Raw genomic sequence first — 18,924 nt, 5'->3', positions numbered from 1 at the left:
GCCGGGATGCGTTCCCAATTCGGAGGCGCTTCACTCCGTCCCGCCCCTACCGTGGGGCGCCATGAGCAACATATGGGTGGGTCGGAAGGTGCGCCTGCGGGGCGTCGAGTCGGAGGACTGGGAAGGCTTCCGCGCGCTGGCCGAGGACACCGTCGACGTACGCAACGCGGACCTCGTCGAGCCGCCGCGCTCGGCGGAGGGCTTCCGCGCCTGGACCGCCGAACGAGCCGGCCGCGAACCGGGCGGCGAGGCGTTCCGCCTGGTCGTCGAGACCCTGACCGACGGGACCTTCGCCGGATCCGTGACGGTCGGCGACACCGACACCCGCGCGGGCCGCTTCAAGACGGGCATCGAGATCACCCGCGAACACCGCGGCAAGGGCTACGCCAGGGAGGCCGTCGCGCTCACCCTCACGTACATGTTCGCCGAACGCCGCTTCAACAAGTGCGAGGTCGAGATCCACGCCTTCAACGACGCCTCCCTCGCCCTCCACCGCTCCCTCGGCTTCGTCGAGGAGGGCCGCCTCCGCCAGCACGAATTCTTCGCGGGCGCCTACCACGACCTCGTCCTGATGGGCATCACCGCCGACGAACACTGGTCCACCCACCCCCGCCCACCCGTTCGCTGACGCCGACCTCCGAGGTACGGATGGGACCGCGTCGAAGGACTGCTCCTTGACCCCGCCACATGCGCGTGATCCGCCCTTCACGCCCGGATGGCAAGCTTGAAGCATGAACGATGCCGCCCCGGCGCCCACCCCCGCGCCCGAGCCCCGCCGCCGTGCCCGTGTCCGTGCTCCCGAGCTGATCGGCAAGGGAGGCTGGATCAACACCGGTGGGAAGGAGCTGACGCTCGCCGACTTCCGCGGCCAGATCCTGATCCTGGATTTTTGGACCTTCTGCTGCATCAACTGCCTCCACGTCCTCGACGAGCTCCGTGACCTGGAGGAGAAGCACCGCGACACGCTCGTGATCGTCGGGGTGCACTCGCCGAAGTTCGTGCACGAGGCCGAGCATCAGGCCGTCGTCGATGCCGTCGAGCGGTACGAGGTGCACCACCCCGTGCTCGACGATCCGGAGCTCGCGACCTGGAAGCAGTACGCCGTACGGGCGTGGCCGACGCTTGTCGTCATCGATCCCGAGGGGTACGTCGTCGCCCAGCACGCGGGTGAGGGGCATGCCAACGCGATCCGGACGCTCGTCGAGGAGCTGGAGGCCGAGCACGCGGCCAAGGGGACGCTGCGGCGCGGGGACGGGCCGTACGTGCCGCCCGAGCCGGTCGCTACCGATCTGCGGTTTCCTGGGAAGGCTGTGCTGCTCGAGAGCGGGAACTTCCTTGTCTCCGACACCACACGGCATCAGCTCGTCGAGCTCGACGCCGACGGGGAGACCGTCGTGCGGCGGATCGGGGACGGGGAGTTCCGGGAGCCGCAGGGGCTCGCGCTGCTGCCCGACGGCAAGGTCGTCGTCGCCGACACCGTGAACCACGCGCTGCGGACGTACGACCCCGCGACCGGTCTGATCGAGCGGATCGCCGGAACCGGCAAGCAGTGGTGGCAGGGGTCGCCGACCTCCGGGCCCGCCCTCGACGTGGACCTCTCCTCGCCGTGGGACGTCGCCTGGTGGCAGGGCAAGGTGTGGATCGCGATGGCCGGCGTCCACCAGGTGTGGACGTACGACCCGGAGACCGGCACGGTCCAGGTCGCGGCCGGCACGACCAACGAGGGGCTCGTCGACGGGCCCGCCGACGAGGCCTGGTTCGCGCAGCCCTCGGGGCTCGCGGCCACCGAGGACCGGCTGTGGATCGCCGACTCCGAGACCAGCGCCGTCCGCTGGATCGACACCGACGGCGCCGTCCACACCGCCGTCGGCACCGGGCTCTTCGACTTCGGCCACCGCGACGGCGCCGCCGACCAGGCGCTGCTCCAGCACCCGCTCGGCGTGACCGCCCTCCCCGACGGCTCGGTCGCGATCGCGGACACGTACAACCACGCCCTGCGCCGCTTCGACCCCGCGACCGGCGAGGTCACGACGCTGGCCACCGATCTGCGCGAGCCGAGCGACGCCGTGCTCGTCGGCGACGAGATCGTGGTCGTCGAGTCCGCCCGGCACCGGCTCACCCGGCTGCGGCTGCCCGAGGAGGCCGTCCAGGTCGAGGCGGTCGCCCACCGTACGCAGCGCGAGGCCACCGAGGTCGCCCCGGGCTGCCTCCGGCTCGACGTGGTCTTCCAGGCGCCGACCGGCCAGAAGCTGGACGAGCGTTACGGCCCATCCACCCGGCTGCTTGTCTCCTCGACCCCTCCCGAGCTGCTGCTCGACGGCGAGGGCACCGGAACGGACCTCTTCCGGGAGCTCGAACTGAACCCGGCCCTGACCGAGGGCGTCCTGCACGTCTCCGCGATGGCCGCCTCCTGCGACGACGACCCGGCCAACGAGTACCCGGCCTGCCATGTGCACCAGCAGGACTGGGGGGTTCCGGTGAAGGTCACCGAAGCCGGGGCCTCCAGGCTTCCGCTCATCCTCGCCGGGATGGACGCCTCCTAGCGCCAGTCCGGCGGCCCGCCCAACGTCTCCTAGTGCACCAGCCCCTGGTTCTTGGACGGGCGGCCCGCCGCCCCGTCCAGGCACCCGGAGACCCAGGCGGCCGGGTCGTGCACGGCCCGGTCGCCGCCCATCCCCGTGCGCTCCATGCTCACGCACTCACCGTTCAGCAGCGCGCGGGCGCGCTCGCCGGTCGGGTCCGCCTTCCGGATGCGGACGGCCTGCAGATAGCCGCCCTCGTAGGCGATGTCGGTACCCCAGGGCGGGCGTTCGTTGTACTCGGCGATGACGAGGCCCGCCGCAGCCGTGCCGACCAGCACGGCCACGACGAGGCAGCCGATGAACTTCCCCCGGGGTGGGCCCTCATGACGATCCATGAGGCCGACGTTGTCAGGAGGGACCTTTCCCGGATGTTTCGTACGGCGGCTCAGTAGCCGCGGTCGCGCTGTTCCTGTTCGACGACCGTCGGGGCGGCCGGGGGAACGACGATCCGTCGGCGCCGGGCGATGCTGGTGAAGGTCACCAGACCGATGAGACCGACCACCATCATGATCAGTCCCACCAGGTCGAGATTGACGCCTTCGAGCTGCCAGTCCGTGGCGAACGTGAGGATCGCGCCGACGGCGATGAGGATGATGCATCCTCCGAGTCCCATGAATCCCACCTCCTGAGGCGGTAGTTGGGATCGGGTACCCGGGATGCGGCCGGTCATCCCTCCAGGAACGCCACCAGCGCGTTCGCCAGCAGGTACGGGTCCTCCGCGCCGCACAGCTCGCGCGCGCTGTGCATCGAGAGGCAGGCCACGCCGATGTCGACCGTGCTGATGCCGTGACGGGCCGCCGTGATCGGGCCGATCGTCGTGCCGCACGGCATGTCGTTGTTGGAGACGAAGGTCTGCCACGGCACGCCGGCCTTCTCGCAGGCCGCCGCCCAGACCGCCCGGCCGCCGCCGTCCGTGGCGTACCGCTGGTTGACGTTGACCTTGAGGATCGGGCCGCCGTTGGGGCGCGGGTGGTGCGTCGGGTCGTGGCGCTCCGCGTAGTTGGGGTGGACGGCGTGGCCGACGTCGGAGGAGAGGCAGATGGAGGCGGCGAAGGCGCGGGCGCGGTCCTCGTAGGCGCCGCCCCGGGCGTAGATCGAGCGCTCCAGGACGTTGCCGAGGAGGGGGCCCTGGGCGCCGGTGTCGGCCTCGGAGCCGTTCTCCTCGTGGTCGAAGGCGGCGAGCACCGGGATGTACGGGAGGTCGGCGCGGCCCGCGACGGCGGCCAGGGCGGCGACGCCCGCGTGGACCGAGATCAGGTTGTCCATGCGCGGGCCCGCGACGAGTTCGCGGTCGCGGCCCAGGTAGGAGGGGGCCTCGATGGCGTGGACCATCAGGTCCCAGCCGGCGACGTCCTCGGCGTCGACGCCCGCCTCCTCGGCGACGAAGCGGATCAGGTCGCCCTCGTGGACCTCGCCGAGGCCCCAGATCGGCTGCATGTGGCGCTGCCGCTCCAGCTTGAGGCCCTCGTTGGCCTGCCGGTCGAGGTGGATGGCGAGCTGCGGGACGCGGAGCACGGCGCGGTCCACGTTCACCAGGTGGTGGCTGCCGTCCCGCAGGGTGAGCCGGCCGGCGAGGCCCAGGTCGCGGTCGAGCCAGGTGTTGAGGAGCGTCCCGCCGTAGATCTCGACGGAGACCTGGCGCCAGCCGCGCGTCCCCATGTCGGGGTGCGGCTTCACGCGCAGGTTGGGGGAGTCGGTGTGGGCGCCGACGATCCGGTACGGGGTGTGGGGGGACGCGCCCTCCGGTACGTACCAGGCGATGAGAGCGCCGCCGCGGATCACGTACTTGCCGCCGGTAGTGCCGTCCCAGGCGGCGGTCTCCTCGACCTGGCGGAAGCCGGCCTTCTCCAGCCGCTCGGCGGCGTTCGCCACGGCGTGGTACGGCGACGGGGAAGCCGCCAGGAACGTCATGAGGTCGTCGGTGTGGCCGCGGTCGAAGCGGGCGGTGCTCGTCATGGGTTCACCTTACGCACGCCCCGGAATACGGCGCCGGGGCCCCGATAGACGGAACGAACCCCTCCTGCGGGGTGACTCGTTCCAGTAAAGCGGAACGGCCCACTCCCCTCCCCGGGAGCGAGCCGTTCCTCATTGGACGCGGTGCGTGTCTAGGTGACTAGAACGCGGCCTCGTCCAGGTCCATCAGCGAGCCGTCGACCGCCTCGGCGAGCGCGCGCTCGGCGCCCACGCCCGGCAGGACGTTCGCGGCGAAGAACTTCGCGGCCGCGATCTTGCCGGCGTAGAAGGCCTGGTCCTTGGCGGAGGCGCCGGCGGCCAGCTTCTCGGCGGCGACCGCCGCGCCCTTCAGGAGCAGGTAGCCGACGACGACATCACCGGAGGCCATCAGCAGGCGGGTCGTGTTGAGGCCGACCTTGTAGATGTTCTTGACGTCCTCGCCGGTCGCGGTGAGGTCGGTGAGCATCTTGCCGACGATGCCCTCCAGGTCCACAGCCGCCTTGGCGAGCGCGTCGCGGGCGCCGGCCAGCTCCTCGCCGCCGGTGCCGACCGCGAGGAACTTCTTGATCTCCTCGGCCAGCGTGTTCAGGGACGCGCCCTGGTCGCGGACGATCTTGCGGAAGAAGAAGTCCTGGCCCTGGATGGCCGTGGTGCCCTCGTAGAGGGTGTCGATCTTGGCGTCCCGGATGTACTGCTCGATCGGGTACTCCTGCAGGAAGCCGGAGCCGCCGAAGGTCTGGAGCGACTGCGCGAGCTGCTCGTAGCCCTTCTCGGAGCCGTAGCCCTTCACGATCGGCAGCAGCAGGTCGTTCAGGCCGTGGAGCGCCTTGGCGTCCTCGCCCGCGGCCTCCTTGAGCTGGATCTCGTCCTGCACGGCGGCCGTGTGGAGAACCAGGGAGCGCATGCCCTCGGCGTACGCCTTCTGCGTCATCAGCGAGCGGCGGACGTCCGGGTGGTGCGTGATGGTGACCTTGGGCGCGGCCTTGTCCATGAAGTTCGCCAGGTCGGTGCCCTGGACGCGCTCCTTGGCGTACTCCAGGGCGTTGAGGTAGCCCGTGGAGAGGGTGGAGATCGCCTTCGTGCCGACCATCATGCGGGCGAACTCGATGATGAGGAACATCTGGCGGATGCCGTCGTGCTTGTCGCCGATCAGCCAGCCCTTGGCGGGGTGCTGGTCGCCGAAGGTCATCTCGCACGTGTTGGAGGCCTTGAGGCCCATCTTGTGCTCGACGTTCGTCGCGTACACGCCGTTGCGCTCGCCCAGCTCGCCGGTCTCCCAGTCGAACAGGTACTTCGGCACGAGGAAGAGCGAGAGGCCCTTGGTGCCGGGGCCGGCACCCTCGGGGCGGGCGAGGACGTAGTGGAGGATGTTCTCCGACATGTCGTGCTCACCGGACGTGATGAAGCGCTTGACGCCCTCGATGTGCCAGGAGCCGTCCTCCTGCTGGACCGCCTTCGTGCGGCCGGCGCCGACGTCCGAGCCCGCGTCGGGCTCGGTGAGGACCATGGTGGAGCCCCACTGCTTCTCGACGGCGATCTGCGCGACCTTCTTCTGCGCCTCGTTGCCCTCGTTGTGCAGGATGCCGGCGAAGGCCGGGCCGGAGGAGTACATCCACACGGCCGGGTTCGCGCCGAGGATCAGCTCCGCGTAGGCCCAGATCAGGGAGCGCGGGGAGGTCGTGCCGCCGATCTCCTCGGGCAGGCCGAGACGCCAGTACTCGGAGTCCATGAAGGCCTGGTACGACTTCTTGAAGCTCGCCGGGACGGGCGCGGTGTTGGTCTCGGGGTCGAAGACCGGCGGGTTCCGGTCGGCGTCGGCGAAGGACTCGGCCAGCTCGTTCTCGGAGAGGCGGGTCAGCTCCTCCAGGACGCTCTTGGCGGTCTCGACGTCCATCTCCTCGAACGGACCGGTGCCGTACACCTTGTCGCGCCCGAGCACCTCGAAGAGGTTGAACTCGATGTCGCGGAGATTCGACTTGTAGTGCCCCATGGCGACGGCTCCGTAAGGATCGGGGAGGCAGGTTCCTCGTACACGTGCGGCGAGTACCAGCGAGTAGCTAATGCTCTCTCCGATGATGCTACCCACCGGTAATAAGAAGCAACCCCTATCCGGTCATCTGTGACGACAATCGCTACGGTCCCCACTCGCTAGGCTGTGCGCCATGTACGGCTACGAGCAGAATCCGGGTGCCCAGCAGCAGTACGCCCCGCCGCCCCAGCAGCCGATGGCGGGCGGGATGCCGGGCATGCAGGGCGGGATGCCCGGGATGCAGGGGCAGGGGTACGGCCAGCAGCCGCCGCTCTACCCCGAGCCGTCCCCGCCGTCCCTCGCCGACGCCGTACGGGCCTTCACGACCGGCTCCCTGTCCGCCGAGGACTTCCAGCAGATCTTCGCGGGCTCGAAGGTCTACTGCCCGCGCGGCGACAACCCCGGCTTCCTGGCCCTGCACAACACCCAGCAGCCGGTGATCCCCATGTTCACGTCGCTCAAGGAGCTGCGGCGGTACGCGGGCAAGGAGTCGAAGTACTTCGTCATCACGGGCGCCGAGGTGATCGACCTGCTCCCGACCGGCTACGGCTTCGTCCTCGACATGGAGGGCGACCACCGGATGGTCTTCGACGCCAAGGCCGTGGAGCAGATGGTCGACTTCGCGATGCGGCGGATGTACGGCTGATCGCCGGCCTTTACGCCTCCTTCGGCAGGGCGCCCCGGTGCGTGCGCCAGGCGAACGCGCACCAGCCCGCGGCGGCGAGCAGCGCGAGCCCGGCGCCCGCGGCCAGCTCCACCGGCTCCGGCCGGAAGCCGAGTGCGAGGCGGGTGCCCAGGAAGACCAGGACGAAGCCGATCCGGCCGGGCGCGTAGAGCGGGAACCGCGCGGCGGCGCCGCGCAACAGCCCGGCCGCGGCCAGTCCGGCGGCCCCGCAGGCGGCGAGCAGCGCCCAGGGGGAGCCGGGCGCGGCGGCCGGGATGCCGTATTCGGGCGGACCCCACCGGAAGGTGGCGGCGAACCATCCCAGGGCCAGTCCGCAGACGGTGACCACGACCGTCGCGAGCACGTGCTTCCACCAGGGGCCGGAGCGCGGAGCGGCCGACTCGTCGTCGTTGCCGTCGACGTTGAAGAGTTCCATCACGCACGGTAGGACGCGCCGTAGGGCTCCTGGGTTGGGGCGACGGCCGTCCGGTTAGACCTTCGTCATGTCATGACCCTGATGTCCCGTTTCCGATGCCCTTCGGGCTCCGGGAATGCCCCGGCGGCCCTTCCTGTTCTGCCGGGTGTGGCAGAAAGTTCGAGTTTCAACTAAACTCGACGCAGAAGGAGGTTCCGACCATGCCTGCAGTGACTGTGGAGAACCCGTTGACGCTCCCGCGCGTCGCCGCCCCCGCCGACGCCGTCTCCCGCCCCGTGCTCGCCGTGACCACGGCCCCGTCCGGCTTCGAGGGCGAGGGTTTCCCGGTGCGCCGCGCGTTCGCCGGGATCAACTACCAGTACCTCGACCCGTTCATCATGATGGACCAGATGGGAGAGGTGGAGTACGCCCCCGGTGAGCCCAAGGGCACCCCGTGGCACCCCCACCGGGGCTTCGAGACGGTCACATACATCATCGACGGGATCTTCGACCACCAGGACTCCAACGGTGGTGGCGGCACCATCACCAACGGCGACACCCAGTGGATGACCGCCGGCTCCGGCCTGCTCCACATCGAGGCCCCGCCGGAGGCGCTCGTCGTGTCCGGCGGCCTCTTCCACGGCCTCCAGCTGTGGGTGAACCTGCCGGCCTCGGACAAGATGATGGCCCCGCGCTACCAGGACATCCGCGGCGGCCAGGTGCAGCTGCTGACCTCCCCCGACGGCGGCGCGCTGCTCCGCGTCATCGCGGGCGAGCTCGACGGCCACGCCGGTCCCGGCATCACCCACACCCCGATCACGATGATCCACGCGACCGTCCGGCCGGGCGCCGAGGTGACCCTGCCGTGGCGCGAGGACTTCAACGGACTCGTCTACGTCCTGGCCGGACGCGGCTCCGCCGGTACGGAGCGCAGGCCCATCCACATGGGCCAGACCGCCGTCTTCGGCAAGGGTGGCGCGCTCACGGTCCGGGCGGACGAGAAGCAGGACGGGCACACGCCCGACCTGGAGGTCGTCGTCCTCGGCGGACAGCCGATCCGCGAGCCGATGGCGCACTACGGCCCGTTCGTCATGAACACCCAGGCCGAACTCCGCCAGGCCTTCGAGGACTTCCAGACGGGCCGCCTCGGCACGATCCCGGCGGTGCACGGGATGGGCGAGTAGCGGTAGCACGAGGAGGAGTACGCGTACGGGGCCGGGCGCTTGCCCGGCCCCGTACGCGTACGGCCGCCCGCCGCCCGCCGCCCGCACCCGTGTCGCCGTACGCGCGCTGACGGAGCGTCACTCGTCCGGCCCGTAGCGCAGGACGACGCGCCGAGAGGCGTGGTCCGGTGGACGGGTGCAGACGCAGGGCCCCCAGAGGCCGCTCCTTCCCGAAGCCGCTCGGCGGACCGCCGCCTGGTGCGCCGTGCTGCTGCTGGTCGCCGGGGTCGTCGCGGTCGGGATCTGGCTCTGCATCGTGTTCCAGACGGCCGTCACACCCGTCCTGCTCGCGATCCTCGGTACCGCGCTGCTCGGGCCGCTCTACCGGCGCCTGCTGCGGATGAAGGTGCAGCAGTCGCTCGCCGCCGGGCTCACGGTCCTCGCCGTCCTCGCCTTCGTGGGCGGCGCGACGTACATCGTGGTCGCCGCGCTCATCGAGACCGGCGACCAGATCATCGCCTCGCTGCGGCAGGCGGCCCTCGACATCGCCGACCACCTGGGCGCGGCCGGGACCTCGATCGACGACCTCGCGAAGAACGCGAAGTCGCTGCTGCAGAAGTTCGGCGGGACCGCCGCGTCCGGGGTGATCTCCGGGATCAGCATCGTCGGCCAGGTCGCCGCGATGGCCGTGCTCGCCCTGCTGCTGATCTTCTTCTTCCTCCGTGACTCGCACAAGGCCGCCGGCGCCCTGCGCTCGTTCGCCCCGGGCTCGACCGGCGACATGCTGGAGGCCATGGGGCGCCGCGCCTTCGAGGCCGTCGAGGGCTTCATGCGCGGGACGACCCTCGTCGCCCTTGTCGACGCCGTCCTCATCACCATCGGGCTGCTGATCCTGCGGGTCCCCGGGGCCGTGGGCCTGGGCGCGCTCGTCTTCGTGACCGCGTACATCCCGTACCTCGGCGCCTTCCTCTCCGGGGCCATCGCCGTCCTCGTGGCCCTCGCCGACCGGGGCTTCGTCATCGCGCTCTGGGTCCTGGGCGTGGTCCTCGCCGTCCAGGTCATCGAGGGCAACGTCCTCCAGCCCGCGATCCAGAGCCGTACCGTCCAGATGCACCCGGCCGTCGTCATGCTCGCGATCACCGCGGGGGCGTCCGTCGCCGGGATCCTGGGCATGCTGCTCGCCGTACCCGTCACGGCGGCCGCCTTCGGGGTGATCGGCGAGCTGCGGGGCCGGTACGAGCCGCAGGAAGGGTGACGGGAGCCGTTACGTCGCCGCCGGCATTCCGCCCCGCTCGAAGGACGCGAGCATCTGCTCCAGAGCCGCCTGGTCCGGGCCCACGAACGGGTCGGCGTCCGGCGCCATCGTGATCGTCTCGACCATCAGGTCCGTCATCCGTACGGCCGGCGGCAGGTGCGTGGAGAGCATGATCTCCGGGTTCATGTCGCGCAGCGGCTCCATCGTCGCCCGGTACTTCGCCGGGTCCACGGCGTGCACCCATGGGCTGTCCAGGGTCGCCCAGAGCAGCTGCGCCTGGCGGAGCTCCTCCGGCTTGAGGTCGTTCGCGTGGCCGCTCTCGGCGAGCTCGGCGGTCGGCATCGGCCCGCCGAAGCAGTCGGAACTGAAGCAGATGCGGGTCTTCTCGTCGTAGAAGCCGACGGTCGCCGGGTTGTCGAAGAGCGGCGGGCGGAACGCGTCGAGGATGCGGTCGCCGACGTCCATGGACTGGCCGGGGTTGAGGAAGTACACGCGGTCCATCGGCAGCGGACGCTCGGTGGTCATGATCCCGGCGCCGATGAAGGTGGTCACGACCTTGGCGCGCGGCGCGGCTTCCAGCAGGTCGAAGATGCCGCCCGTGTGGTCGCGGTCGGGGTGCGTGAGCCAGATCCAGCGGACGTCGGCGGGGTCGACGACCGAGCCGAGGGTCTCGACGAAGTCCCGGTCGGCGAGGGAGAGCCCGGTGTCGACGACGACCGGTTCCGTGGCGGTGAGGACGTACGCGTTGATGGGGAGGTGGCCGATCCCCGGGACTTCGAGGCTGTCGGCCAGGACGGTGGTGTCGCTTCCGACCTTGTGGGTGTCCATGGGGTGCTCCGTGGTCCCCCCTGTGGTCCCCCGGCGGCGGGCCGTACGACACCAGTCTCGCGCGCACGCCGACCCCCCGCGCGTCGGCCGGCTAGGCCCCCTCTGTCGGTGCGGGCGGCTCGTTCAGCTCGAACCAGATCGACTTGCCCTCGCCCCGCGGATCCACCCCCCACGCGTGCGCCAGCATCTCCATGAGCACCAGGCCGCGCCCCGAGGACGCCATCTCCCCCGGGTGCCGCTTGTGCGGCAGCTCGTCGCTGGCGTCGGAGACCTCCACCCGCATCCGCCGCTTGGAGGCGTCGTCGCAGGTCACCTCGGCGACCAGGAGCGCGTCGCCGTCGGTGTGGATGAGGACGTTGGTGACCATCTCGGAGACCATCAGGACCGCCGAGTCGATCTGGTCCTCGTCCGTCCAGTCGTGCAGCAGCTGGCGCATGTGCTGGCGGGCCGCCGCGATCCGCTCCGGCTCGGCCTGGGCGATGGTCATCATCGTGCGGCGCGGGGCCTGGCGGGCGGTCGGGCCCTGGCGGGAGAGGAGCAGGACCGCGATGTCGTCCTCGCGGCGGTCGGCGAGCGGACCGGTGGTGTAGTGCGAGCCGGGGCCGTGGACGGCCTCCACGAGGCGGTCGGCGAGCTCCTCCAGGGATTCGCCGTCGTGGCCTTCGAGCAGCGTACGGATGCGTTCCCAGCCGCTGTCGAGGTCGTGGCCGCCGGTCTCCAGGAGCCCGTCGGTGCACATCATCAGGGTCTCGCCGGGCTCCAGCGTGAACCGGGTCGTCGGGTAGTCGGTGTCGGAGTCGATGCCGAGGGGCAGCCCACCGGCCGTGGGCCGCAGGAGAACCGTTCCGTCGGTCATCCGGACCGCCGGGTCGGGGTGCCCGGCACGGGCGATGTCGACGATGCCCGTGACCGGGTCGATCTCCAGATACAGGCAGGTCGCGAAGCGCGGGCCGCTGTCGGGGGTCTCCCCGTTGGTGATCCCGTACAGGAACCGGGAGGCGCGGGAGAGGACGGCGTCGGGCCGGTGGCCCTCGGAGGCGTACGCGCGCAGGGCGATCCGCAGCTGGCCCATCAGCCCGGCGGCGCGCACGTCGTGGCCCTGGACGTCGCCGATGACGAGCGCGATCCGGCCGCCGGGCAGCTGGATCATGTCGTACCAGTCGCCGCCGACCTGGAGCCCGCCGCCGGTCGGCACGTACCGGGCGGCGACGTGCAGGCCCGGGATGCCGGGGCCGAGGACGGGCATCATCGTGCGCTGGAGGCCCAGCGACAGCTCGCGCTCGGACTCGGCGACGCCCGCCCGGGCGAGGGCCTGGGCGAGCATGCGGGCGACGGTGGTGAGGACGGAGCGCTCGTCGGGGGTGAAGGCGACGGGGTGCTTGAAGGCGGCCATCCAGGCGCCCATGGTGCGGCCCGCGACGATGAGGGGGAGGTAGGCCCAGGACTGCCTGCCGAATCGTTGCGCCAGGGGCCAGGTCACCGGGAAGCGCCGCAGGTACTCCTCCGGTGTCGGCAGATAGATCGCCCGCCCGGTCCGTACGACCTCCGCGGCCGGGTAGTCGGTGTCGACCGACATCGAGGTGAAGGGGCCCTCGTCGCCCACGTTGTGCCCGTGGTGGCCGATGATCGTCAGCCGTTCGCCGGCGACGCCGAAGACGGCGAGCCCGTCGGGTGAGAAGCCCGGCATGGAGAGGGAGGCGGCGACCCGCAGCACCTCGGCGGTGGACCGGGCCTCGGCGAGTGCGCGGCCGGCGTCGAGCAGGAACGCCTCGCGGGAGCGGCGCCAGTCGCCGGTGATGGGGGTGCGGGCGGCGGTGCCCGGCTGCGGTTCGGCGACTTCCTGGAGGGTGCCGACGAGCTGGTAGTCCTCGCCCTCGATGAGCGGCTTGGACCTGCTCCGTACGGTACGGATCACCCGTCCGTGGCCGTCCATGATCCGCAGCCTGGCCTCGGCGAGGGTCCCTTCGGCGACGGCGAGGTTCACGACCCCGTCGATCTCGTTCCAGTCGACGGGATGAAACCGGGAGCGTACGGCCGCTTCGGTGAGCTGGACCGGTTCGGCGGGCAGCCCGAGCAGCCGGGCCGCCTCGGCGTCGAGGGTGACGATCCCGGATGCGTTGTCCCAGCGCCACAGGCCGGTCGCGATCGCGGCCAGGACGTCCTCGGTGCGCATTGCCCCACTTTATGAATATCGGACAGAAGGTCGCCACTGAGCGTATTCGAAATGCGATCTTGGGTCGCCCGGTAGGCTGGGCGGGGTCTGCCGCCATGCCATGCCACGCGATGTCACGTCACGGCGGCGCACCCCTTGATTCCCGTAGATCCCGAAGACTGGATGAACGACGATGCATCGGTACAGGTCCCACACCTGCGGCGAGCTCCGCGCCTCTGACGTCGGCACCGACGTCCGGCTGAGCGGCTGGCTGCACAATCGGCGCGACCTGGGCGGCATCCTCTTCATCGATATCCGCGACCACTACGGCATCACGCAGCTCGTCGCCCGGCCGGGCACGGCCGCGGCCGAGGTGCTCGACAAGCTGACGAAGGAGACCGTCGTCCGCGTGGACGGCAAGGTCGTCTCGCGTGGCGCGGAGAACGTCAACGCGGAGCTGCCGACCGGGGAGGTCGAGATCGAGGCCGCCGAGGTCGAGGTCCTGGGCGCGGCGAAGCAGATCCCGTTCACCGTCAACACGGACGACGGCGTGAACGAGGAGCGGCGCCTGGAGTACCGCTTCCTCGACCTGCGCCGCGAGCGCATGCACCGCAACATCATGCTGCGGTCGGCCGTCATCGCCTCCATCCGCTCCAAGATGGTGGCCCTCGGCTTCAACGAGATGGCGACCCCGATCCTCGCCGCGACCTCCCCCGAGGGCGCCCGCGACTTCGTCGTGCCGTCCCGTCTGAACCCGGGCAAGTTCTACGCCCTCCCCCAGGCGCCGCAGCAGTTCAAGCAGCTGCTGATGATCTCCGGCTTCGACCGCTACTTCCAGATCGCGCCGTGCTTCCGCGACGAGGACGCCCGTGCGGACCGTTCGCCGGGCGAGTTCTACCAGCTCGACGTCGAGATGAGCTTCGTCGAGCAGGAGGACGTCTTCCAGCCGATCGAGAAGCTGATGACGGAGATCTTCGAGGAGTTCGGCGGCGGGCGTCACGTCACGTCCCCGTTCCCGCGGATCCCGTTCCGCGAGTCGATGCTCAAGTACGGCAACGACAAGCCGGACCTGCGTACGGCCCTGGAGCTCGTCGACATCTCGGACGTCTTCGAGGCGTCGGAGTTCAAGGCCTTCGCGGGCAAGCACGTGCGTGCGCTCGCGGTCCCGAACACGGGCGACCAGCCGCGCAAGTTCTTCGACTCCCTCGGCGACTTCGCGGTCTCCCTGGGCGCGAAGGGCCTGGCGTGGGTGCGCGTGGGCGAGGGCAACGCTCTCACCGGCCCGATCGCCAAGTTCCTCACCGAGGAGAACATCAAGGTCCTCACCGAGCGCCTCGGCCTGGAGCCGGGCCACGCGATCTTCTTCGGCGCGGGCGAGTTCGACGAGGTCTCCAAGATCATGGGCCCGGTCCGGGTCGAGGCCGCGAAGCGCGCCGGCCAGTTCGAGGAGAACGTCTTCCGCTTCGCGTGGATCGTGGACTTCCCGATGTACGAGCGGGACGAGGAGACCGGCAAGATCGACTTCTCGCACAACCCGTTCTCGATGCCGCAGGGCGGCCTCGAGGCCCTGGAGACCCAGGACCCGCTGGACGTCCTCGGCTGGCAGTACGACATCGTCTGCAACGGCATCGAGCTCTCCTCGGGTGCGATCCGGAACCACGAGCCCGAGATCATGTTCAAGGCCTTCGAGATCGCGGGCTACTCCCGCGAGACGGTCGAGCACGAGTTCGCGGGCATGCTCCGCGCCTTCGAGTTCGGCGCCCCGCCGCACGGCGGCATCGCCCCGGGCGTGGACCGCATCGTGATGCTCCTGGCCGACGAGCCGAACATCCGCGAGACCATCGCCTTCCCGCTCAACGGCAACGCCCAGGACCTCCTGATGGGCGCCCCGACGGAGCTCGACGAGGCCCGCCTGCGCGAGCTGAACATCCAGCTCCGCAAGCCGGTCGAGTCCAAGGTCGTGGAGACCCCGACCGCCGACCGCCCGATCACGGACGCGGTCCACCCGGACGCGGCGCGGTAGTCACTCACGTCGTGCGCCTGAAGGCCCGGGATCTTCGGATCCCGGGCCTTTCGCATTCCGCGTCGTTGAACCGGCCCCGCCCGCAAGGGAGTTGGTGAGTCCCTGTCGTACCGTTGAAGCAACGTTCGGCAACCGGGGGGTGCGATGAGCGACGTGGTGACGCCCGCAGACGACGAGGACGGCGCCGGGGGCGCGGGGGTTCGTAGAAGCAGCAGGACCAGGAAGGCGGCCGAGCTGGCCGCTGTCGTCTCGGCGGTGACCGCCCTGGCGGCCCTGGTGTTCGGGCTGTTGGGGGTGATCGGCTCCGGTGGCGCCGCGGGTGAGGGGCGCGATGCCGGATCCGGGCAGCCGACGGGGGAGGCCGCACCGCCGGCCGAGAGCCCGACGGCCAGCGCGACCGGATCCCCCTCCACGGCGCCACCCTCGCCCTCCTCGTCCTCCCCACCCTCCCCGTCCTCCGTACCTCCGCCGGTGCCCCGAGGCTGGCACGTCGTCAGGGCGAGCGCACTCCGCGTCGAGGTCGCCGTCCCCAACGGCTGGAAGCTCCGCGAGGACACCGCGCTGCAGTCCACCTGGGTCTCTCCCGACAACCGCTACGTGATCGGCGTGAAGCGGGACAGCACCAACGGGCACACCGCCGAGTCGGCGGCCATCGGCCAACTCGCCTGGTACCGCAAGCCGGCGGAGTCGAAGATGGAAGCCCTGAAGGCCACGCGCCACCCGGACCGACAGGGCGGGAAGCCCGCGGTGCGGATGGAGATGGACTACCACTGGCCGGCGAGCACCGTCCCCTGCCACAGGACCGAGATCTTCGTCGCGGGCGAGGGCGGCCAGGTCTACCAACTCCACGTCAACGACCAGCAGTACGACGCCAAGCCCTCGGCCCTCCCGCGGCTGCTCGCCACGGCGCGGGCGCACTTGCGCACGGACGTCACCGACTGACTGGGCAGCTGCCGCAGTTGCCGGGTTCGGGGGCGCGGAAGGCGCGGTCGCACACGTCGCAGTTCTGGAGCGGGTGGACGACGGGTGGCGGGCGGTCCGCGGCGCGGAACGGTGGCAGTGGTGGGAGCTGGGAGGTGAGGCGGTGGGCCAGGAGTGCGGCGGGTCGATGCAGGCGATCCGGTGGGAGGTCGGAGGTCAGGGCCTGACGTACGGCGCTCGGCGGCATCTGCCGCTCCAGCCAGGCGACGACCCCGGGCGCGAGATGCTCGGCGTCCGTGGCGGAGAGCCGGAGCCGTGGATCCTCGCGGTGGAGGCCGGCGAGGACGTCGATCGCGGTCAGGAGGAGATCGGGGGCGGGGTACGCGGGCTGCGGTACGGCCGGGAGGGCGCGGCGCGGTGGCTTGTCCTCCCGGCGGGCGGGGCGCTTCGGCTCGTCTGTGTCGCCGGTCCGGCCCGGCTGGTTGCAGGAGACCGTACGGGTGACGATGCGGCCGCTGCTGGTGCGTTCGCACGTACGGCGTAGATAGCCGTGGGCTTCGAGCTCGCGCAGGGCGGCGGCGATCCGGGCCTTGCCTTCCGGGAAACGGGCGGTGAGGGACCGGATGTCGACGGCGGAGCCGCTGGGCAGGCTTTGGATGTGGACGCCCAGTCCGATGGCGAGCAGCGACAACTCGGCGTGCTGGGCGAGGTGGTTGCCGATCACCGTGAAGCGGGTGGTGTGGCGGACGTTGTCGTGGACGACACCGCCGCAGGTTCGCCGCTGGGGGTGGTTCTTCCCGCCGTTACGGGACTGTGCGTGCGGGCGCACGCTAGTGTGCTGGGTATCCATCAGGAAGGTTTGGCTTCCTCGCTGGTAGGCCCTCGCATCGGGATTCGCGGTCCCGGCGGGGGCCGACGCATGTCTGCGGTCGGTTGATCCGTCGCGCTGAGCGTAGATCAGGCAACCCGCCTACAAGCCAGCCAAGTTGGGGTATTTCACCCGAGCGAGTGATCACCCTGCCATGGGCGGGAGGGGTGGGGCTTGGTGCGGTCCTTTCTCCTCGTGTGCCTTGGATTTGGTATCGCCCGCGCCACCGGAGGCCGGGCGGCGGGCCTCCGGTGGGGGTGTGGGTGTTGGCCGCGATGGCGTCCCACGGACGGGTGAAGCCCCGGGATCTCCGACGCCCGGGCCTCTGGCATATGCCAATGTGCCGCCATGGCGACTGCGACGAACCCGGCCGCTTCGACCGGCGAACCTCTACCGTGGGAGGCACCACCGATCTGGGAGGAGTCTGCCGTGAGCGTTCTGACGCAGGAGGGCTTCGAGGAACTGGCCCGCCTCGGCGAACGTGTGGACGAATCGCTGCGTCTGGAGTTCATCGAGGGCAAGATCGGGGAGAAGGCTGTGCCGGACGGCGACCGCGGGCGGATCATCGCCTGGCTGACGCGCTTGTGCCTGCAGACCAACGCGGACTGGTGGCTCTACCCGGACCAAGGCCTGAGGATCGAGAAGTACCGCAAGGGCAACGCCCGCCCGGACGGCTGCCTCGTTCCGGTGGACGCTTTCGTCGGCCAAGGTGAGTGGGCCAGTGCCGATCGCGTCCTGATGGTCGTCGAAGTGACGTCGGGCGACTCCGACACGGGTCGCCGTGACCGCGTCCTGAAGCCCCGCGCCTACGCCGAGACCGGTATCCCCGTGTACCTGCTGATCGACCGCACCACCGGCGAGGTCAAGGTCCACTCGCAGCCGGACGGGGAGCGGTACGAGATGGTGGCCACCGTGCCCTTCGGGAAGACGGTCACGCTGCCCGACCCGGTGGGCATGGAACTGGACACGGAGCCGCTCAAGGACTGGGTGGGCTGACGCGGCGATTCCGCGCCCGGGCGCGGTGACCGCGCCACCGGAGTCCCCAGGGACGGGTCACGGGGCACGTAGATCGAGTTCGATCCATACGGTCTTACAGGGGACGGACTCGAGATCCACGCCCCAGCGATCGGCGAGGGCATCGACGAGGAACAGGCCGCGCCCGGACTCGCCGTCCGGCGGCCGCAGGCACGGGAGAGCGTCGCCCCGAGTGTCCGTGACCTCGATGACTGCTGGGAGAGACATGATCCGCAACATCTCGGCCGGGGACGCCTCCGAACTGGCGTGGTTCAAGAGCAGCTACAGCAGCGGCAGCGAAGGCGACTCCTGCGTCGAGGTCGCCACGACCCCCGCCACCGTCCACGTCCGCGACTCCAAGCTCGTCGACGGCCCCCAACTCACCCTCGCGCCGAGGGCGTGGGCCGGCTTCGTCGCGTACGCGACGGGCAACTGACGCCGTCGAGAACCTGGTTACAGCGCGCCGCCGACCCATGTCAGAGTGCTGCGCTGCCGTTCACCATGACGGTCCATTGTTCCGGATCGAGGCAGGGCCGTACGAGCCAGGCCAAACAGTGAGGTCGTGGTTCTCGTTGGGGCAACCGGGCTCGAGCACGTATAGAAAGTTCTCCGGACTCGAAACTTAGGGTGTGTACGCGGTGATGAGTCCATTTCCATCGTATTCTGCGAAGTCGTCATAACGTGGAAGCGGTGTCCCGTTGCTCAAGTCTGCACCGCAGAAATACCTGGCGCCAGGTGCCCCGGAATAGAGCAGATCAAGATCGGGAAGTGCTTCCCGGGTTCTGCATGCGATTCCCGGTTCGCGTGCTCCGTACAGCAGGAAGGTGAATTCGTGTCCTCCCGCAGGAGTTGCGTGGAAGGAATTCCAGAAGTCTTGCGACTGGGTGCTATCCGGAATCTCGAACTCCAGATGCGGAAGGTGGGTCCATCTGATGCCGTTCACCCTCCAGGGCAGCTTGATGAGGGATTCGTTGAACTCCTGCGAGAATTCGGTTCCTAGGATCCAGTGTTCGTGACGCGCCAACCAGTCGGTGACGTGTGCGGCTCTTACATGCAT

Annotated in this window: 18 protein-coding genes and 1 pseudogene; 9 read left to right on the top strand and 10 right to left on the bottom strand. The window is 70.2% G+C overall.

Features of this window, described 5'->3' with window-relative positions; translation table 11 throughout:
- Nucleotides 1–61: 61 nt before the first annotated feature.
- Together ACWCO8_RS12160 and ACWCO8_RS12155 are read left to right on the top strand one after the other, a co-directional pair.
- Nucleotides 62–628: a GNAT family N-acetyltransferase gene (locus tag ACWCO8_RS12160; RefSeq protein ID WP_451032168.1), complete on the top strand. Its 567-nt coding sequence runs from the start codon at nt 62–64 to the stop codon at nt 626–628.
- A gap of 103 nt (nt 629–731) precedes the next feature.
- Nucleotides 732–2,543 (top strand): NHL domain-containing thioredoxin family protein, encoded by a 1,812-nt coding sequence (locus ACWCO8_RS12155; protein ID WP_451032167.1) that lies wholly within the window; start codon nt 732–734, stop codon nt 2,541–2,543.
- Between the two features lie 29 nt (nt 2,544–2,572).
- Here the strand turns inward: ACWCO8_RS12155 and ACWCO8_RS12150 are convergent, their stop codons facing one another.
- The 4 genes from ACWCO8_RS12150 to ACWCO8_RS12135 all read right to left on the bottom strand — a co-directional run bounded on the left by ACWCO8_RS12150 (nt 2,573) and on the right by ACWCO8_RS12135 (nt 6,525).
- Nucleotides 2,573–2,917: a hypothetical protein gene (locus ACWCO8_RS12150; RefSeq protein ID WP_451032166.1), complete on the bottom strand. Its 345-nt coding sequence runs from the start codon at nt 2,915–2,917 to the stop codon at nt 2,573–2,575.
- 50 nt (nt 2,918–2,967) lie between these two features.
- Nucleotides 2,968–3,195: a DUF6458 family protein gene (locus ACWCO8_RS12145; protein WP_362005569.1), complete on the bottom strand. Its 228-nt coding sequence runs from the start codon at nt 3,193–3,195 to the stop codon at nt 2,968–2,970.
- 53 nt (nt 3,196–3,248) lie between these two features.
- A complete protein-coding gene (locus ACWCO8_RS12140; protein WP_362005571.1) occupies nt 3,249–4,538 on the bottom strand; it encodes a M18 family aminopeptidase in 1,290 nt (429 codons plus the stop codon).
- A 157-nt stretch (nt 4,539–4,695) separates the two neighbouring features.
- The gene (locus ACWCO8_RS12135) at nt 4,696–6,525 is read right to left on the bottom strand and encodes an acyl-CoA dehydrogenase (protein WP_362005573.1); all 1,830 of its coding nucleotides are present in this window, start codon (nt 6,523–6,525) and stop codon (nt 4,696–4,698) included.
- Between the two features lie 172 nt (nt 6,526–6,697).
- On the opposite strand from ACWCO8_RS12135, the gene ACWCO8_RS12130 reads away from it, so the two are divergent.
- The gene (locus ACWCO8_RS12130) at nt 6,698–7,210 is read left to right on the top strand and encodes an SseB family protein (protein WP_362005575.1); all 513 of its coding nucleotides are present in this window, start codon (nt 6,698–6,700) and stop codon (nt 7,208–7,210) included.
- A gap of 10 nt (nt 7,211–7,220) precedes the next feature.
- Here ACWCO8_RS12130 and ACWCO8_RS12125 read toward each other — a convergent pair whose 3' ends face one another.
- Entirely contained in the window at nt 7,221–7,664 is a 444-nt protein-coding gene (locus ACWCO8_RS12125; protein WP_451032165.1) for a hypothetical protein, read from the bottom strand.
- A gap of 200 nt (nt 7,665–7,864) precedes the next feature.
- Between ACWCO8_RS12125 and ACWCO8_RS12120 the strand changes: the two genes are divergently transcribed.
- Nucleotides 7,865–8,827, top strand: a complete 963-nt coding sequence (locus ACWCO8_RS12120) for a pirin family protein (protein ID WP_451032164.1) — start codon at nt 7,865–7,867, stop codon at nt 8,825–8,827.
- Nucleotides 8,828–9,002: 175 nt separating this feature from the next.
- A complete protein-coding gene (locus tag ACWCO8_RS12115; RefSeq protein ID WP_451032163.1) occupies nt 9,003–10,061 on the top strand; it encodes an AI-2E family transporter in 1,059 nt (352 codons plus the stop codon).
- Nucleotides 10,062–10,070: 9 nt separating this feature from the next.
- Here ACWCO8_RS12115 and ACWCO8_RS12110 read toward each other — a convergent pair whose 3' ends face one another.
- Both ACWCO8_RS12110 and ACWCO8_RS12105 read right to left on the bottom strand, forming a co-directional pair.
- Nucleotides 10,071–10,889, bottom strand: a complete 819-nt coding sequence (locus ACWCO8_RS12110; protein ID WP_451032162.1) for an MBL fold metallo-hydrolase — start codon at nt 10,887–10,889, stop codon at nt 10,071–10,073.
- A 91-nt stretch (nt 10,890–10,980) separates the two neighbouring features.
- Nucleotides 10,981–13,062, bottom strand: coding sequence for a SpoIIE family protein phosphatase (locus ACWCO8_RS12105; RefSeq protein WP_451032161.1), 2,082 nt, complete (start codon nt 13,060–13,062; stop codon nt 10,981–10,983).
- A 172-nt stretch (nt 13,063–13,234) separates the two neighbouring features.
- On the opposite strand from ACWCO8_RS12105, the gene aspS reads away from it, so the two are divergent.
- Both aspS and ACWCO8_RS12095 read left to right on the top strand, forming a co-directional pair.
- Nucleotides 13,235–15,064 (top strand): aspartate--tRNA ligase, encoded by a 1,830-nt coding sequence (gene aspS, locus ACWCO8_RS12100; RefSeq protein WP_451032160.1) that lies wholly within the window; start codon nt 13,235–13,237, stop codon nt 15,062–15,064.
- Nucleotides 15,065–15,208: 144 nt separating this feature from the next.
- Nucleotides 15,209–16,006, top strand: a complete 798-nt coding sequence (locus tag ACWCO8_RS12095; RefSeq protein ID WP_451032159.1) for a hypothetical protein — start codon at nt 15,209–15,211, stop codon at nt 16,004–16,006.
- On the opposite strand, the gene ACWCO8_RS12090 is transcribed toward ACWCO8_RS12095, so the two are convergent.
- Nucleotides 15,996–16,835, bottom strand: coding sequence for a helix-turn-helix domain-containing protein (locus ACWCO8_RS12090; RefSeq protein WP_451032158.1), 840 nt, complete (start codon nt 16,833–16,835; stop codon nt 15,996–15,998). The genes ACWCO8_RS12095 and ACWCO8_RS12090 overlap by 11 nt on opposite strands.
- A gap of 447 nt (nt 16,836–17,282) precedes the next feature.
- On the opposite strand from ACWCO8_RS12090, the gene ACWCO8_RS12085 reads away from it, so the two are divergent.
- Nucleotides 17,283–17,849: a Uma2 family endonuclease gene (locus tag ACWCO8_RS12085; RefSeq protein ID WP_451032157.1), complete on the top strand. Its 567-nt coding sequence runs from the start codon at nt 17,283–17,285 to the stop codon at nt 17,847–17,849.
- 57 nt (nt 17,850–17,906) lie between these two features.
- Here ACWCO8_RS12085 and ACWCO8_RS12080 read toward each other — a convergent pair.
- Nucleotides 17,907–18,077: pseudogene (locus ACWCO8_RS12080) on the bottom strand (ATP-binding protein); the annotation flags it as partial.
- 16 nt (nt 18,078–18,093) lie between these two features.
- Here ACWCO8_RS12080 and ACWCO8_RS12075 point away from each other — a divergent pair.
- A complete protein-coding gene (locus ACWCO8_RS12075; protein WP_451032156.1) occupies nt 18,094–18,303 on the top strand; it encodes a DUF397 domain-containing protein in 210 nt (69 codons plus the stop codon).
- Between the two features lie 186 nt (nt 18,304–18,489).
- Here the strand turns inward: ACWCO8_RS12075 and ACWCO8_RS12070 are convergent, their stop codons facing one another.
- On the bottom strand, nt 18,490–18,924 hold the full coding sequence (locus ACWCO8_RS12070) for a hypothetical protein (protein ID WP_451032155.1): 435 nt from the start codon (nt 18,922–18,924) through the stop codon (nt 18,490–18,492).

This window comes from Streptomyces sp. NPDC001927, from assembly GCF_053594455.1.
This window is presented reverse-complemented; position numbering and strand designations above follow the sequence as displayed.